General features: G+C 75.3%; 15 protein-coding genes. 7 read left to right on the forward strand and 8 right to left on the reverse strand.

The features are described 5' to 3' along the window. Nucleotides 1-7: 7 nt before the first annotated feature. Entirely contained in the window at nucleotides 8-826 is an 819-nt protein-coding gene (locus tag AB0E19_RS02685; RefSeq protein WP_362172003.1) for a polysaccharide deacetylase family protein, read from the reverse strand. Nucleotides 827-1047: 221 nt separating this feature from the next. Here AB0E19_RS02685 and AB0E19_RS02690 point away from each other — a divergent pair, with 221 nt between their 5' ends. The 4 genes from AB0E19_RS02690 (at nucleotide 1048) to AB0E19_RS02705 (ending at nucleotide 5873) form a co-directional block, all read left to right on the forward strand. Continuing rightward, the gene (locus AB0E19_RS02690) at nucleotides 1048-2850 is read left to right on the forward strand and encodes a SpoIIE family protein phosphatase (RefSeq protein ID WP_362172327.1); all 1803 of its coding nucleotides are present in this window, start codon (nucleotides 1048-1050) and stop codon (nucleotides 2848-2850) included. Nucleotides 2851-3088: 238 nt separating this feature from the next. Further along, nucleotides 3089-4162, forward strand: coding sequence for a PP2C family protein-serine/threonine phosphatase (locus AB0E19_RS02695; RefSeq protein WP_362172006.1), 1074 nt, complete (start codon nucleotides 3089-3091; stop codon nucleotides 4160-4162). Continuing rightward, nucleotides 4159-4557: a hypothetical protein gene (locus AB0E19_RS02700; protein ID WP_362172009.1), complete on the forward strand. Its 399-nt coding sequence runs from the start codon at nucleotides 4159-4161 to the stop codon at nucleotides 4555-4557. Before AB0E19_RS02695 ends, AB0E19_RS02700 begins: the two co-directional genes overlap by 4 nt. A gap of 239 nt (nucleotides 4558-4796) precedes the next feature. Next, entirely contained in the window at nucleotides 4797-5873 is a 1077-nt protein-coding gene (locus AB0E19_RS02705; RefSeq protein WP_362172330.1) for a nitric oxide synthase oxygenase, read from the forward strand. 31 nt (nucleotides 5874-5904) lie between these two features. Here AB0E19_RS02705 and AB0E19_RS02710 read toward each other — a convergent pair whose 3' ends face one another. Together AB0E19_RS02710 and AB0E19_RS02715 are read right to left on the reverse strand one after the other, a co-directional pair. Further along, entirely contained in the window at nucleotides 5905-6474 is a 570-nt protein-coding gene (locus AB0E19_RS02710) for a hypothetical protein (RefSeq protein WP_362172012.1), read from the reverse strand. 107 nt (nucleotides 6475-6581) lie between these two features. Then, nucleotides 6582-7034, reverse strand: coding sequence for a DUF1707 domain-containing protein (locus AB0E19_RS02715; protein WP_362172015.1), 453 nt, complete (start codon nucleotides 7032-7034; stop codon nucleotides 6582-6584). 72 nt (nucleotides 7035-7106) lie between these two features. Between AB0E19_RS02715 and AB0E19_RS02720 the strand changes: the two genes are divergently transcribed. The 3 genes from AB0E19_RS02720 (at nucleotide 7107) to AB0E19_RS02730 (ending at nucleotide 10440) form a co-directional block, all read left to right on the forward strand. Beyond that, a complete protein-coding gene (locus AB0E19_RS02720; RefSeq protein ID WP_362172018.1) occupies nucleotides 7107-7676 on the forward strand; it encodes a TetR/AcrR family transcriptional regulator in 570 nt (189 codons plus the stop codon). 48 nt (nucleotides 7677-7724) lie between these two features. Beyond that, nucleotides 7725-8360, forward strand: coding sequence for a TetR/AcrR family transcriptional regulator (locus AB0E19_RS02725; RefSeq protein ID WP_362172021.1), 636 nt, complete (start codon nucleotides 7725-7727; stop codon nucleotides 8358-8360). Nucleotides 8361-8484: 124 nt separating this feature from the next. Next, the gene (locus AB0E19_RS02730) at nucleotides 8485-10440 is read left to right on the forward strand and encodes an alkyl sulfatase dimerization domain-containing protein (RefSeq protein WP_362172024.1); all 1956 of its coding nucleotides are present in this window, start codon (nucleotides 8485-8487) and stop codon (nucleotides 10438-10440) included. Between the two features lie 22 nt (nucleotides 10441-10462). Here the strand turns inward: AB0E19_RS02730 and AB0E19_RS02735 are convergent, their stop codons facing one another. From AB0E19_RS02735 to AB0E19_RS02755, 5 genes are all read right to left on the reverse strand, one after another. After that, complete coding sequence (locus AB0E19_RS02735) at nucleotides 10463-11080, reverse strand: TOPRIM nucleotidyl transferase/hydrolase domain-containing protein (RefSeq protein ID WP_362172027.1); 618 nt, start codon at nucleotides 11078-11080, stop codon at nucleotides 10463-10465. A 69-nt stretch (nucleotides 11081-11149) separates the two neighbouring features. Next, nucleotides 11150-11638, reverse strand: a complete 489-nt coding sequence (locus tag AB0E19_RS02740; RefSeq protein WP_362172031.1) for a hypothetical protein — start codon at nucleotides 11636-11638, stop codon at nucleotides 11150-11152. Between the two features lie 82 nt (nucleotides 11639-11720). Continuing rightward, nucleotides 11721-13988: a SpoIIE family protein phosphatase gene (locus AB0E19_RS02745; RefSeq protein WP_362172034.1), complete on the reverse strand. Its 2268-nt coding sequence runs from the start codon at nucleotides 13986-13988 to the stop codon at nucleotides 11721-11723. A gap of 87 nt (nucleotides 13989-14075) precedes the next feature. Further along, nucleotides 14076-14360 carry a hypothetical protein gene (locus tag AB0E19_RS02750; RefSeq protein WP_362172037.1) on the reverse strand — a complete coding sequence of 95 codons (285 nt, stop codon included), beginning with the start codon at nucleotides 14358-14360 and terminating at the stop codon, nucleotides 14076-14078. A gap of 197 nt (nucleotides 14361-14557) precedes the next feature. Continuing rightward, nucleotides 14558-16396 carry an ABC transporter ATP-binding protein gene (locus tag AB0E19_RS02755; RefSeq protein WP_362172040.1) on the reverse strand — a complete coding sequence of 613 codons (1839 nt, stop codon included), beginning with the start codon at nucleotides 16394-16396 and terminating at the stop codon, nucleotides 14558-14560. Nucleotides 16397-16451: the final 55 nt, after the last annotated feature.

The raw sequence follows: 16451 nt of genomic DNA on the forward strand, positions 1-16451 counted from the left end.
CCGGCCCTCACGGGGTGTCCGGGGCCGTGCGCACCGGGAAGCTGAAGGTGCGCCCCTGTTCCTTCAGCCACGGCAGCACCTGCCGCAGCGCGGTCACGCTCTGCGAGCGGTCGCCGCCGCCGTCGTGGAAGAGGATCGTCGGTCCGTTGGACAGCTCGTTCTTGACGGTCGCCACGATGGCGGCGGCGCCCGGCCGCTCGAAGTCCTTGGTGTCCACGTTCCACCCGAGCGGCCGCATGCCCGCGGCCGCGGCTATCTTCCTGCTGTCGGGCGTGAACGCCCCGCCCGGCGCCCGGTAGTACTGCACCTCCACCCCGCCGGCGGCCTCCTCGATCAGCTTCCGCGCGTCGAGGATCTGCTGCTTCTGGTACGCGACGGACTTGCGGTCCATGGCCGTGTCGTGGGTCATGGTGTGGTCGCACAGCCGGTGGCCCTCGGCCACCACCCGCTTCACCAGGTCCGGGTGACGCTGCGCCTGCGGGCCGACCATGCAGAAGACGGCCTTGACCTCGTTCTCCTTCAGGATGTCGAGCATCTTCGGCGTCCAGCGCGGGTCGGGACCGTCGTCGATGGTGATGTTGACGGCCCGTCCGCCCGCCTCGGCGGCGTGCGCGATGCCCTCCGGCACCCGGGTCGTCGGCTTCGCGGGCTCGTCCGACTCTCCGGTCCGCTGCGCCGGGAGCTTCGGCGCGGCGGCGCCGCCCGCCCCCGGCACGGCCGGCTCGTCCTCTCCCACCAGTGCCGTCGCCCCCCACGCGGCCAGGCTGATGCCGACCGCCGACGCCAACACGGCCACGTGCGCGGTGTACTTGCCCATCCGGCGCATGCGCCCTCCGATCCTCGCGTTCCCGATGCGACCCCGCGCCTTCCGGCGCGTTCCCGGGGGAGAGGACGTACGACACCCCGAACAGGTTTCACCCGTTCGGCGGATGTGACAGAGCTACCGTTCGACTCCGATTCCGCTGCTGTTCGGATGGTGCGCCGGACGGGGTTCCGGTGCAGACTGTGCACCACACCTGGTCGAGTTCCCCCCTGGAGGCCGGAAGAGTGAGCGGCGGCAGCGGCGGACGGCGCCTGACCGGCAGGGTCTCGGCCGTGCGGACCTCGACCGTGTACCGGTCCGCGGCGCTCCGCGCCCGACGCCGCCGCGCCGACGGCGCGATTCCGCTCGACGCGCCCGGCGCCGAGGAACGCCTCGCCTGGCTCAATGCCGCGAGCACCCGCATCGGCACCACCCTGGACCTGGAGAGCACCGCCCGGGAGCTGGCCGACTTCACCGTCCCCGGCTTCGCCGACGGGGCCGCCGTCGACATCCTGGAGAGCGTCCTGCACGGCGAGGAGGGTTCCCGCTGGACCGGCGCGGGCGTCCCCCCGATGCGGGCGGTCGCGCTCTCCGCCGTCGACACCATGAGCACGCTGGAGGCCGTGCCGGTCGGCGAGACCTATGTGCGCGACCAGAAGCGGCACGAGACCCTGCTCCACCGGTACTGCCTGCGGCGCGGCGAGCCCGTCCTGGTGGCGCGGATGCGCGACGAGGACTTCGCCCGCGTCGCCCCGACCGCGTCCGGCGCGGCGAAGATGCGCGCCCTGGGCGTGCACAGCTACCTCGCGGTGCCGCTGATCGCCCGGGGGCTGCTCCTCGGCAGCGCCGACTTCGTCCGCGGGGCCGGCAGCCCGCCCTTCTCCCCCACCGACCTCGCCCTCGCCGAGCAGCTGGCCTCCCGCGCCGCCGTCTTCATCGACAACGCCCGGTTGTACGGCCGCGAGCGCGAGCGGGTCGTCTCGCTCCAGCGCAGCCTCCTCCCCCGTGCCACGCCCGTCACCCCCGGCCTGCGGGTGCACGCCGAGTACACGCCGTCGGCGGCCCGCCACCCGGTCGGCGGCGACTGGTACGACGTGATGTCCCTGCCCGGCGGGCGTACGGCGCTGATGGCCGGCGACGTCATGGGCCAGGGGCTGCCGGCCGCCGCCACCATGGGCCGGCTCCGGGCCGTCGCGCGCACCCTGATGACCCTCGACATGGCGCCCGAGCGGGTCCTCGCCCGGCTCGACCTCGCCACCCGCGACCTGGAGGACGACCAGGTCGCCACCTTCCTGTGCGCGGTCTACGATCCGGCGGACTCCCGCTGCACGCTGGCCGGCGCCGGACTGCTGCCGCCGCTGCTCCTCGACGGACGCGGCGGGGCCGAGTTCGTCCCGCTGCCGGCCGGGGCGCCGCTGGGCGCCGGGGTGATCCCGTACGACCCGGTGACGGTGACGGTCCCCGAGGGCGGGGGGCTCGTGCTGTACACCGACGGCCTGGTGAAGGCGCGCGGGGCCGACCTGGAGGAGCAGCTGGAGCGGCTGCGCTCGGCCGCGCTCGCCCTGCCGCCCGGCGCCCTGGAGGAGGGCGGGCTGATCGCGGTGGCCCCGGCCGGGCCCGGCCGCTTCGACGAGGCGGTGCTGCTGACGGCGCGGGCGGTGCCGCTGCAGGCGGGGACCGGGCTGCGGGTCTGGCCGCTGTCCGGCGACGGCAGGGCCGCCTCGGAGGCGCGGCGCCTGGTCACCCGCCAGCTCGCCGAGTGGGGCCTGGACGACCTCGCGGACGTCTGCGAGCTGGTCGTCTCCGAGCTGGTCGGCAACGCCCTGCGATACGGGAACGGGCCGGGCGAGCTGCGGCTGCTGCGCGGCGAGCGGCTGGTCGTGGAGGTCTCCGACACCGGTCCCGACCTGCCGCAGATCCAGCACGCGGACCTCAGCGACGAGGGCGGCCGCGGCCTCCAGCTCGTCAACATGCTGTGCCGCCGCTGGGGCTCCTGCCGCACCTCGGGCGGCAAGGTCGTCTGGGCGGAGCAGAACCTGCCGTCCTGACGCCCGACAGGGCCGGACGTCCCGGAGCCGGGTGCCGTCCGCCCCTGCCCGCGGGCCGGTCCTCCGGTGATGCTGGTCCGGTAGGCCGTCGCGGCCCGCCGCCGGCGGGCGTCCGCCGAAGGAGACCCATGACCCCGGAACCGACCGTGCTCATCGGGCCGAGCCCCCCCAGGCGCCCCGGTCGGGGTTCCGCCGTGCGGAGCTGCGCTACGTCCTCGGGCGGGCGCTGCCGTTCCTGGTGATCGTCACCGCCGTCCTCGCGGACCTGCTCACCTCCCGGCAGGCACGCTTCGACCGCTTCCTCGTCGCCGCCCCCGCGCTCGCCTCGGCCACGTGGTCCGCCCGGGGCACGGCCGCGATCGGCGCGCTCACGATGGTCGCCAACGCCGTCCTCGCCGTCGCGCGCGGCGGCGACCTGTACCCCTCGCTCCTCGGCAACGAGGTGGTCCTCGCGCTGGTCGTCCTCGCCGCCGCCGTCGCCAGCCGCGCCCGGCAGCGCCGCGAGACGGAGGTCCACCGGATCAAGGCGGTCGCGGAGGCCGCCCAGTGGGCCGTGCTGCGCCCTCCTCCGCCCCGCCTGGGCACCGTCGAGCTGCGGCTGCTGTACGCGGCCTCCGCCGCGTACGCGCAGGTCGGCGGCGACTTCTACGAGGCGCTGAAGGTCCGCGGCGGCGTCCGGATCGTGCTCGGCGACGTCCAGGGCAAGGGCCTGCCCGCGGTGGAGGCGGCGGCGCTGCTCCTCGGCTCGTTCCGCGAGGCCGCCTACACGGCGCCCGACCTCCCGTCGATCGCCCGGAACCTGGAGGCCTGCCTGGCCCGGTACGCGGAGCGGGCACCGGAGTCCGAGGCCGCCGACCGCTTCGCGACGGTGCTGCTCGCCGAGATCCCCGACGACCGGCCGGTGATCCGGCTGCTCAGCTGTGGGCACCCGGCGCCGGTGCTGCAGCGGGACGGGGCCGTGGAGGCGGTCGAGCTGTCCGCGCCCTCGGTGCCGGTCCATCTGCCGCTGCCGGTCGACGTCCCGTTCACGGTCGAGGAGGTGGCGTTCGGCCCCGGCGACCGGCTGCTGATGTTCACCGACGGCGTCTCCGAGACCCGCGACGCGCACGGCGCGTTCTATCCGCTGGAACGGCGGCTGCGGGACTGGGCACGTGAGCCCTCCGACCGGCTCCCCGGGCTGCTCGCGGAGGACCTGGACCGGTTCGGCGCCCCGGGGCCGCACGACGACACCACGGCTCTCCTGGTGGCGCGGGCCGGGTGCGACGGGGCCCTGGTCCCGGCCGGAGCCGGCCGTGCTAAGAAGGCCGGATGACGCTCACACAGGGCCTGCGGGTGCGCCTCGCGGTCGATCTGAGGGTGGCCGGGACGGTCACGGTGGCCGGCGACCCGGCCGAGGAGCCGGCCGCGGTCGCCGGGGCGCTGCTGGTCGGGGCGGGCACGGAGGGGTTCGTCGAGCGGGTCGACGCCCCGGAGGAGTCGCGGCCGGACCCGGAGGCGGCGGAGTACGAGCGCCTCGTCTCGCTCCTGGAGTCGTTCGGCGCCCAGATGCCGCAGGCGAGCCGGGAGCGGGCGGAGGAGCAGGTGCGCGCGCTGGAACCGGCGTGGAACGCGTACCGGAACCGGCGTCCGGTCGTCACGGCGCGGGTCCGGCTCGACGGGGGCCTGGTCCTGGAGCGGGTGCGCGAGGACGTCCTGACCGCGTCGTGAGGCGCCGAGGCCGGGCACCATACCAGGACGGACCGCGCTTCCTGACCGAGTCCGCGCACTCTCCACAGCCGGACGACTCCGTACGGTAGTCATGGGGCCAGGGAGGAAACACCTTGGTCTTCAGTCTGATCCGTCGCCGCGCGGCCGCCCCCGCCGGCGCCGCATGCCCGTACTCGGCCGCCGTCGCGGCCCCCGGCCCCGCCGCCGTACCACCCCCCGCCCCGCGCGAGCCCGAGCGGGTGGACCGGCGGCAGGCGGAGGAGTTCGTCCGGACGTTCCACGACGAGGTTCCCGGCAGCGGGGACGCCGACGCCCGGGTCCGTCGGGTGCGGGCCGAGATCGCCCGCACCGGCACCTACGAGCACACCCCGGAGGAGCTGTCCTACGGCGCCCAGGCGGCCTGGCGCAACGCGGCCCGCTGCGTCGGCCGGCTCTACTGGAACAGCCTCGTCGTGCGGGACCTCCGGGGGGTGTCGACCGCCGACGGGGTCGCAGCCGCCTGCGCCGAGCACCTGCGGCTGGCGGACAAGGGCGGGCGGATCCGCCCGGTCCTCACCGTCTTCGCCCCGGACCGGCCGGGCCGCCCCGCGCCCCGGATCGTCAACGACCAGCTGGTCCGGTACGCCGGGCACCGCGCCGCCGACGGCCGCTGGGTCGGCGATCCGCGCGCGGCGGCCACCACGGCGCTCGCCCGTGAGCTGGGCTGGAAGCGGGAGGAGGAGCCCTTCCAGGTGCTGCCGCTGATGGTGCGGGAGCGGCCGGACGCCCGTCCGGAGTGGTACGAACTGCCGGACGGCACCGTCCGCGAGGTGCCGCTGCGCCATCCCGACCACACCTGGTTCGCCGACCTCGGGCTGCGCTGGTACGCGGTGCCGGCGATCAGCGACATGGTCCTGGAGATCGGCGGGGTGCGGTATCCGGCGGCGCCGTTCAACGGCTGGTACATGGGCACCGAGATCGGCGCCAGGAACCTCGCCGACACCGACCGGTACGACCTGCTGCCGCTGGTCGCGGAGCGCCTGGGCCTGGACCGCTCCTCGGAGCGGACGCTGTGGCGGGACCGGGCGATGGTGGAGCTGAACGTGGCGGTGCTGCACTCCTTCCAGGCGGACGGCGTCACGATGACGGACCACCACACCGAGACCGGGCGCTTCCTGCGCCATGTCGAGCGGGAGCGGCGGCACGGCCGGCCGACGCCCACCGACTGGAGCTGGATCGTCCCGCCGATGTCGGGCTCGGCCACGCCGGTCTTCCACCGCTACTACGACCCGGTCGACCCGGCCCTGCGCCCGGCGTTCCTCCCCCGGCAGGGGTAGCCGGGCCGCGGCCGGAGCCGTACCGCCGGGGTCAGTACCGGCCGCCGCCCGCGCGGTTGCCGCGGCCGCCGCCCCGGCGGGGCCGTCTGCCCTGGCGGGAGCCGGCGGGGTCGGTGGCGCCGCCGGCCGCCTCCGGGGAGGAGAACAGGACGGGGACGCCCGGGCCGCCGGCGACGGCGGGGGCGGCCGGGGACGCCGAGCGCGGCTCCGGGACCCGCTCGGGCCGCCGGGGCTCGGCGGGGCTCGCGGCGCGGGCCACGATCCGGGCGTGGGTGATCAGCGGGGCGCACGCCTCGCAGATCTCGGCGAGCGTCCACACCTCGCCGACGGCCGGGTTGTGGATGAGGACGAGGAGGGTGCGGCCCGAGCAGAGCGCCCGGGCCTGGTGGTGGCGGCAGCCGGCCCCGCCGCAGGCGCACGCGGCGTTCGGGCGCGGGGTCGCGAGGCGGGCGTGCGCCCGCACGTGCTCGGCGGCGAAGGCGCGCAGCGCGCGGACGTCCTTGGAGCGGTCGGGCATGCGGCAGCCCGCGGTGGTGCAGCTGACCCGCGCCGAGTGGTCGTGGTGGCCGGTGAGGCGAATCGTCCAGGTCCTGCCTGGCACACGGGATCCGAGTGGCATGCTCAACGCACACAAGTCCGTTCGGGAGAGGAGGCGTTCGGTCTCTGTTTACCCCGAAGTCGGGACCTCGACGCGTCCCCCGGGGCGTGTCAGGCGGTGTCGTCGTCCTTCTTGTCGCCCGGACGGAGCGCGGCGGCGACGAGGAACGCCGCCCAGACGGCGAGCGGGGTCACCGGCCAGTAGAAGTCGAGTTCGCCGTCGCGCAGGCAGTTCGCGCCCCAGATCGCGGACAGGACGACGAGGCCGCCGAGCCAGTAGCGCCACTCGGCGTACCACTCGGCGCGTTCCGCCCGCTCGCGCTCCTCGGGCGTGGGCCGGGGCGCGGGCAGGTCGGCAGTGAGGCCGGCGAGTTCGCCCGCGGTGCGGGCGGCGAGGGCGGCTCCGACGCGCTCGGCGTGCTCGCGGGCGTCCAGCCGGCCCTCGGTCAGGGCGACGGCGAGGAGTGCGACGACGGCGTCGCGGTCGCGGTCGGAGACGCGCACGCCGGGGACGGCGTCCTGCCGGCGCATCGGGCCGGCGGGCCGTGCGGGCTGCTCTTCCATGTGTTCCCCCGTTCGTTAGAATACGACCGTATCTCAAAAACGGGGGGTGCGACGACACCGAGGGACGTGACGATGCCGAAGACGGTCGACCGGTCGGAACAGCGGCGGCAGATCGGCGAGGCCCTGCTGCGCCTGGCCGGCGAGGAGGGCCTCGACCAGGTCAGCGTGCGCACGGTGGCGGCGGCGAGCGGCCGCTCCCCCGGCGCGGTCCAGAAGTACTTCCGCTCCAAGGAGGACCTGCTCCTCTTCGCCTCCGAGCTCTCCGGGGAGCGGATCGAGGCCCGGCTGCGGACGGTCGACCCGTCCCTGCCGCTGCGGCGGGCGCTGCGCGAACTGATCGGCGCCACCCTGCCGCTGGACGAGGAGCGGCGCGCCGAGGCGGCCGCACAGCTGGCCTTCGCGGTGCACGCGGCCCACCACCCCCGCCTCGCCGAGGTCCGCCGCCACGTCGACCGCGAGGTGCGCGACGCGCTCGCCCGGCGCCTCGCCGCCGACGGCACCACACTGCCGACGGCCACCGCCGACGCCCTCATCGCCGTCTCCGACGGCCTCGCCCTGCGGATGCTCTACGCCCCCGGGGAGGCGGACGCCCTGCTGACGGCGCTGGACCGCGCCATCGAGTCCCTCACGCCCCCGGACTGACGCCCCGGCCTGCGCTCCGGCGTCCTGGCGCTCTGTCACCATGGGCCGGTGAGCGAGACGGTGGGCGGAAACGGCACGGGCGCGGCGCGGCGCCGGAGGCGGGATCCGGAGTGGACGTACGGGGCGCTGGTGGACGCGCTGCTCCAGCTGGTCGCCGAGACCGGGCGGGAGCCGACGCGGAAGGCGGTCGCGGAGCGGGCCGGGGTCTCCGAGCGGACCGTCTTCGTGCACTTCGCCGACCGCGAGGCCCTGTACGTGGCCGCCGCCCGCCGCCAGGCGGAGCGGTGGCGCGCCCACGCCGAGGCGGTGCCGCCGGAGTGGGGGACGGCCCGCAAGGTGACGGCGCTCCTCGACCAGCGCGGGCGGATGTACGAGGTGATGACCCCGATCCGCCGGATCGGCCTCGGCCTGGAGCCGGACTCCCCCGGGCTGCGCGAGGTGATGGCGGCGGGCGACGCGTGGTTCCGGGCGGACCTCGCGGCGGCCTTCGCCCCCGAGCTGGCCCCGGTCCCGGGCGCCGACGCCCCCGGCGGGCTCCTGGACGCCCTCGACGCCGCCTCCTCCTGGGCGGCCTGGGACCACCTGCGCGCCCGCCGCGGCCTCGACGGGGCCGCCGCCGGCGCGGCGCTCGCCCGGACCCTGCGGGCCCTGCTCGGCGCACGGGAGCCCGACTCCACGGAGTGATCATCCGCCGGGACCACCGGACGCCCCTCCGGGCGCCCGGACCTTCCGCGTGCCGCCGACCCCTTGACGCGTATTGCAGTCAGACTGCAATAGTGGGCGCCCGACCAGGAAGGGTGCGTACGGCATGACTCCGATCGACCGGCGCGGCTTCGTCGCGGCCACCATGGGCGCCGCCGCGGCCGCCGTCTCCCTCAACCCCCAGACCGCCCAGGCCCTCCCGGCCTCCCACGGCTCGCCGTCCACGCCCACCCCCACCCGGACCGACGGGCTGCCGTACGACGACGCGGCCGACTTCGCCGACGCCGACCGCGGCTTCGTCGCCGCCTTCACCGGCGGGCCCGTCACCACGGCCGACGGCCGGATCGCCTGGGACCCGGCGGCGTACGACTTCGTGCGCGAGGCCGAGGCCGAGGGCCGCACGCCCACCACCGTGGACCCCAGCCTGTGGCGCCAGGCACGACTCCTGTCACGCCAGGGGCTGTACCGGGTCACCGAGCGGATCTACCAGGTCAGAGGCCTGGACCTGTCCAACATGACCCTCGTCGAGGGCGACACCGGCGTCATCGTCATCGACCCGCTGATCTCCGCCGAGACCGCCGCCGCCGCGCTCGCGCTCTACCGCGAGCACCGCGGCGACCGCCCCGTCCGCGCCCTGATCTACACCCATCCGCACGTCGACCACTTCGGCGGCTGCCGGGGCGTCCTGCCGGACGGCGCCGACGGCGTACCCGTCCTCGCCCCCCAGGGGTTCATGGAGCACGCGGTCAGCGAGAACGTGTACGTCGGCACCGCCATGGCCCGCCGCGCCGCCTACATGTACGGCTCCACGCTCCCCAGGAGCGCCGCCGCCCAGGTCGGCTGCGGGCTCGGCCCGAGCGTCTCGCTCGGCACCGTCGGACTGATCCCGCCGACCCGGTCCATCACGGCGACCGGCGAGGAGGTCACCCTCGACGGGGTGCGGATCCGCTTCCAGATGACGCCCGGGACCGAGGCCCAGGAGGAGATGAACTTCCTCTTCCCCGACCTGCGGGCCGTGTGCATGGCCGAGAACGCCACCCACACCATGCACAACATCCTGACCCTCCGCGGCGCCCAGGTCCGCGACGCGCACGCCTGGGCCGGCTACCTCACCGAGTCCATCGGCCTCTACGCCGGCGCCGCCGACGTCGCCTTCGCCTCCCACCACTGGCCCACCTGGGGCAACGACGCCATCGTCGAGCTCCTCACCCACCAGCGGGACCTCTACGGCTATCTGCACGACCAGACCGTCCGCCTGATCAACCAGGGCCGCACCGGCACCGAGATCGCCGAGACCTTCCGGCTGCCGCCCGCACTCGAAGGCGTCTGGGCGAACCGCGGCTACTACGGCTCGCTCAGCCACAACGTGAAGGCCGTGTACCAGCGCTACATGGGCTGGTTCGACGGCAACCCGGCCCACCTGTGGGAGCACCCGCCGGCCGAGGAGGCCCGTCGCTGGGTCGAGACGCTCGGCGGGCAGGCCGCCGTCCGGGCCCGTGCCCGGCACTACGCCGACCGCGGCGACCTTCGCTTCGCCGTCACCCTGCTCAACCACGCCGTCTTCGACGAGCCGGGGAACACCCGCACCAGGCGCCAGCTGGCCGGGCTCTACACCCGCCTGGGCCAGGCCGTCGAGAACGCCGTCTGGCGCAACTTCTACCTCACCGCCGCCCAGGAGCTGGTCCACGGCATCACCCCGCACGCCACCGCGACCCTCGGCCCCGACCTGTATCTGGCGCTCACCGTCGGGCAGATCGTCGACAGCCTGGCCGTCCGGGTCGACGGCCCCCGGGCCTGGCCGCTGCGCATCCTCGTCGACTGGCACGTCGACGGCGCCTACTGGCACCTGCGGCTCGTCAACGGCCTGCTGACCTGGACGAGCGACGACCGGCCCGCGCCGGACGCGGGGCTGACGATGACGATGACCCGGCCCCAGCTCCTGCGGCTCCTCGCGGGCCAGGGCACCGCCGGGATCACGATGACCGGCGACCGGGACCTGCTGTCCCGGCTCCTGGGCCTGCTGGACGCACCGCAGCCGGACTTCCCGATCGTCACGCCGTGACCCCGGTGCCGGGCGGGACCGCTCAGAGCGAGGCGAGGAGCCCGTCGAGCGGGGCCGGTACGCGGGCGAGGTCGAGGCCCTCGACGAGGATCCGGCCGTAGCGGATCTTCCGGCCCGAGGTCGTGCCCAGGAAGCGGCGCATCCGCAGCAGGGGGCTGCGGTCGCGCTGGGCGGGCTGGTTGAGGAAGGTGCGCAGGGCCCGCCCCTCCCCCTCGGCCACGACCAGCTCGCCGACCCGGTCCACGCCGAGGGCGCGGATCAGCTCGTCCTCCAGGTCGGCGACACAGACGAAGAAGGCGTCCGGGTCGGCCCCGGCGGCCGCCAGGCCCCGGGTGTAGTGGGCGCGCTCGGCGTCGTCGCAGAGGCCGGTCAGGCGCAGGCCGAGGCCGGGCGGGCCGAGGAGCCGGGCGTACCGGGCGGCGTTGGTGACGCCGTTCATGGAGAGCGCGCAGACGCCCTCGGCGGCCAGGTCGCGGCCCCGCCGGGCGGCCAGCGCCTCGACGGCCGCCACGTCGCTGCGCCCTTCGAGGAGCACCACGGTGTGCACGGGCAGGCGCGCCGCGAGTGCGCGCGCGGCGTCGCCGGTCCCTCCGGCCGCCCATGCGGCGACGGCGGACCGGAAGGCGTCCATGTCGGTCATGGGAGGAGTCTGCGCACCGGACGGCCGGGACGGTACCGGTTTTCCGCCGGGAACCCCGGCGGGGCCCGGTCAGTACCGCAGGGCGGAGGCGACGGACGGGGTCACGGTGCCGGAGAGCTTGTGCGTGCTGCGGGCGGTGCCGTCGCCGGGCTTTCCGCCGGGGACGTCCGAGATGGTGACGACGACCGCGTCGACCAGCTTGCCGTCGCCGTCCTTGAACTGGACCTGGACCGCGAAGGACCGCGTCGCGTCGTCGGTGTTCCTCACGGTGAGCGGGACGGTGGTGCGGCCGTCGGCGTCGGTGGCGGGGTCGCCGAGCGTCACCTCGTCCTTGGCGTCGACGCCGTCCTTGATCTCCGCCATCTGCTCCTCGGCCTGCTTCACCGCCCGGGAGGCGGCCTCCGAGAGGCCCTCGGCGGCGGAGGCGACGGCGGAGGCGGCCTCGCTGACCGCCCCCGAGACGGGGTTGTCGCCGTCGTCGGAGCAGCCGGCCGTGCCCATCAGGACGGCTCCCGCCAGCAGGCCGCCGGCGGCGCCCCGTACCCAGCGTGCGGTCATGTCGTGGTCTCCCTCGGGTCACACGTGCGCGTCGGCCCCAGTCAACGGCAGCGCCGGGCGCGCCGCATCCCGGGACCGGCGTTCAGCGGGCGCCGAGGGCGACGACGGCGATGTCGTCGGCGAGGTGGTGGGTCCAGTCGCGGACGTCGTCGTCGAGGTGGCGGACCAGCTCGTCGGGCGCGTGGCGGCCGACGGCGGAGAGCCGGTCGGCCACGGGGTAGAACTCGCCGGTGGAGTTCCGCGCCTCGCTGAGGCCGTCGGTGTGGGTCAGCAGGGTGGCGCCGGGGGCGAGGGCGAGCCGGTGCGGTCGTACGGCTCCGGCGGCGTCGAGGAGCCCGAGGCCGAGGGGGAGCACGGCGGGGACGTCCAGCTCGCGGGCGTGGCCGGGGCCGACCTCCAGCGGAGCGAGGTGGCCGCAGTTCACGGCGTGCAGCTCCCGCGAGGGGACGGAGTGCTGGAGCAGCAGGGCGGTGGCGAAGAGCTCCTCGTCGCCCCGGGCCAGGGCGGCCCGCCGGACCTGCCGGTCCAGGGCGGCCGCGACCTCGCCGAGGTCCTCGGTCTCGTGGGCCTGGCTGCGGAAGCAGCCCAGCAGGTCGGTGACGGTCTGGACGGCCTGGAGGCCCTTGCCGCGCACGTCGCCGATGAGGATGCGGGTGCCGTAGGGGGTGTCGAGGGCTTCCAGGAAGTCGCCGCCGATGGCGGTGCCCGCGGTGGCGGGCCGGTAGAGCCCGGCGAGCCGGAGCTCGCCGAGGCGGGGCGGGATGGGGTGGAGGACGGCGCACTGGAGGGCGGTCGCGGTCTCCCGGGTCCGGGTCAGCCGCTCGGTCTGCTCGCGGCGCGACCAGGCGACGGCACCGGCGGCGGCGCCGACGCCGAGCGCCACGATGACGCTCATGGGCTGGCTGGTGTCGGCGTCCACCATCACGTACTGGAGGACCGAGGCCGCCGCCACGGCGAGGGCGACGACGGGCCGGCCGAGGGCGAGCGCGGCGGCCGCGACCACGATCGTGCCGACCCACAGCAGTTCGCGGGCCTCGGCCGGCAGCGGCATCGGGCCGAGGGCCGAGGTGTAGGGCAGGGCCTGGGCGGCGGCGGTGCCGACGAGGATCGCCGAGGGCAGCAGGGCCGCGTTCACGCCCAGGTGGGGACGGGGGACAGCGGCGAGGAAGCGGGCCATCTGCGGGGCGGTGGCCAGCATGGTGCCGAAGCCGATGAGGGTGACGACGGCGAAGCCGCCGGCGAGGGCGTGCGAGGCGTGGTCGACCAGGGCGTGCAGCAGGGCGAGCCCGAGGGCGGCCAGCGGCAGGCCGAGGGAGGCGCCGGCGAGCGGGGAGACGGCCCGGTACCGGATCAGCAGGCAGGCGGCCGCGCCGCCGAGCCCGAAGGTGGAGAGCACCAGGGCCGCGGTCGCCGTGGGGAAGCCGACGGAGGTGACGAGCGCCGGCACGGCCATGGTGAGGACGACCTGGGTGAAGCCGAGGGCGAGGCCGGCGACGAGCGCCCCGGTCCACACGACGCCCGGCACCTGCTCGGCGCGGCGGCGCTCCGAGGTGCGGCGCAGGCCGCGGAGCCGGGCGACGGCGCAGGCGAGCGCGGCGGCGGCGAGCAGGGCGCCGACGCGGTGGTCCTGCCAGCCCCAGAGCGGGGCGAGCTGGAGGGCGGCCGCAAGTGCGACGGCGCACAGGACGCGGGAGACCGTGCGGACGGGGTCGGGCAGCGCCTCCCGGGCGAGCGCCGCGGTCTCGGGGAGCAGTCGGCGGACGAGCACCAGGGCGCCGCCGGCGGCGACGGCCATGAGGGCGGCGGTGACGCGCCAGCCGGTGAGGACGGCGGCGTGCGGGGCGAGGTTGACCGCGAGGACGAAGCCGACGGACATGGCGGCGAGCCAGCCGCCCATGATCCGGCGGATGCGGCCGGGCATGGAGACGGTGGTCATGAAGGCGAGGCAGGAGACGAAGACGGCGGCGAGCGCGGCGGCCACCAGGATCCGCCCGAGCACGTACGTGGCGGGGTCGAAGGAGAGCGCGAGGACGAGCGAGCCGAAGCAGAGGGCCGTCAGCGCGGCGGAGAGGGTGACCCGGCGCCCCTTGAGGTCGCCGGCGCGGCCGGTGGCCACCAGGACGCCGATGGCCAGGCAGGCGCCGGCGATCTGGGCGACGGCGTTGTCCTCGGCGCTGACACCGAGATCGGTGTGCACGAGGGGGGCGACGGCCGCGTTCATGGCGGGTGCGACCACGTACAGCGCGGCGACCAGGGCCAGAACGAGCCCGATCACCCGGGGGGAGACGGCGGTGCCGCTCCCCGGTGCCGGTGCGGCACCCGCCCCGTACGGCGTGGTGGTGCCGGTCATCGACAGGACCTCCTCGTGTTTCCCCCGTGGACTTCCCCTCACGATGGTCGCAACGAAGAGGTACGCCTTTACAGGGACAAAAGACCCTTAAGTCATATCAATCACCTCGGGCTGCGTGACGGCGGCCCGGACCGGGCCCACGACGGTGAGGGGTATGCGGACGTTCTCGCAGAAGCGGCGGACGCGGGAGAGGACGCTCAGCGAGGCGGGTGAGGGGTCGGCGGTGGAGAGCTGGACCCGGACGAGCCGGGGCCGGTGCGCGTGGGCCAGGGCCTGCGCCTCCAGGTCGGCGGCGGATCGGCTGGTGAGGGCGAGGTCGCCCGGGAGCGACAGGTGCAGGACGCCCTCTTCGAAGGCGTGGCCGATGAGCATGACCGCCTCCTTCCGTCGTACGCCGTCCCACCGCCCGGAGGCGGTGGGACGGACGGTTTCCGTCAAGGCGTTGTGCCGGGCACGCTGGCACCAGGCTGGCAGACGCGGACCGTGTCCGCACCCGCACGGCCCGCAGCCCCCCGAGCCGGGTGGAGCGGACGAACCCGCTGGTGGGAGCGGGGGAGGCGGCTCCTGGTTCAGCGGGACACGGTGGCCTCCGGGCCGGTGCGGTCGGCGTCGGCCTCGGCCTCGTCGAGGAAGCCGCCCGACTGGTGCCGCCAGAGCTTCGCGTACGCGCCCTCCGCGGCGAGCAGCTCGTGGTGGCTGCCCTGCTCGACGATCCGGCCGTGGTCGAGGACGACCAGCCGGTCCATCCCGGCGACGGTGGAGAGCCGGTGGGCGACGACGAGCGCCGTCCGGCCCTCCATCAGCCGCCACAGCGCGTCCTGGACGAGGAGTTCGCTCTCGGAGTCGAGGGCGCTGGTCGCCTCGTCGAGGAGGAGGACGGGCGCGTCGCGCAGGATCGCCCGGGCGAGCGCGACCCGCTGCCGCTGACCGCCGGACAGCTTCACGCCGCGCTCCCCGACCAGGGTGTCGAAGCCCTCGGGCAGCGCGTCGGCGAACTCCGTGACGTGGGCCGCCTCGGCGGCCCCGCGGACCTCCGCCTCGGTGGCCCCGGGCCGGGCGAAGGCGATGTTCTCCCTGAGGGTGCGGTGGAACATCGCCGGGTCCTGCGGCACGGAGGCGATGAGGCTCCGCAGGTCCGACTGGCGCATCCGGCTGATGTCCTGACCGCCGATCAGGATCCGTCCCGCGTCGACGTCGGTCATCCGCAGCAGCAGCCGGGTGAGCGTGGTCTTGCCGCCGCCGGAGCGGCCGACGAAGCCGACCTTGGTGCCGTTCGGCACGTCCAGGTCGAGCCCTTCGAAGAGCGGCCCCGCGCCCTTGTGGGCGAAGTGCACCCCCTCGAAGCGGACCGCTCCCGACCGGTCCCGGAGGGGTTCGGGCGCGGGCGGGTCGACGACGGTCGGCGGCTCCAGGAGGAGTTCGGTGAACTGGGCGGCCTCCGTCATGGAGCTCTCCAGGCGCCGGTAGATCTGGTTGAACTCGAACATGATCCGGGTGGCGTTGGCGTAGTACGTGAAGGCCACGATGATCGCCTCCACGCCCCGCTCCCCGGCCCCCAGCATCAGCGCGAGCAGCAGGCCGATCACGTTGGTGACGACGGAGAGGGGCGCGACGAGGGTGTCGATGCGCAGGTTGCCGTAGTCCCAGGAGCGCAGGGTGATCCGGCGCGACTCGGCGGCCCGGGTCCGGTGCTCGGCCGCCTCCCGGTCCTCGGCGGCGAAGGAGCGGACGCTGTCCATGTTGGTGAGCACGTCGGCGACGTGCCCGGACACCCGGGCGATGGCCTGCTCGCGGTCGGCGACGATCCGCTGGCGGCGGCGGACCAGCGGGAAGACGCAGAGGCCGGTGAGGGCGATCATCACCAGGAGGCCGACGACCAGCAGCGGGTCGTACTGCCAGAGCACGACCGAGGCGAAGAGCAGCGGCACGAGGCTGCCCATGACCTGGAAGGTCAGGGTGTCGACGAAGTCCTCGAAGCGGCCGGCGAAGCTGATGACCCGCTTGGTGAGGGAGCCGGCGAAGTTGTCGTGGAAGAACGCCGCGTCCTTGGCGAGGAGTTCGTCCATGCCGACGCCGTAGAGGTGCTCGATGCCGCGGGCGTCGAGCCGGTTGAGGCAGTGGAAGCCGACCCGCCACAGCGCCTCGCCGAGCAGCAGGACGGCGGCGAAGGCGAGGGCGTAGGGCAGGACCGAGTCGAGAGTGACCGGGCCGCCGTCGGCGACCCGGCCGACGAGCTTGGCGACCACCAGGGGGGCGAGGTACAGGATCCCGATGTTGCCGAGCGCCGGCAGCAGCAGCGCGGGCACGGCCACCTTCCGGAGCCGCACCATCTCTCCCCCGTAATGGCGGAGCGCGAGGCGGACGGAGCCCTTGCCCGGTCCGCCGTCGCGTTGTTCTGATGTTCCCATCACGACCTTCCGTCGCTGTTCCGACACGTACGGTGACGGAGTGTGGCGGAGGGCG

This window comes from Streptomyces sp. NPDC047974, assembly GCF_040653375.1.
Taxonomy (GTDB): Bacteria; Actinomycetota; Actinomycetes; order Streptomycetales; family Streptomycetaceae; genus Streptomyces.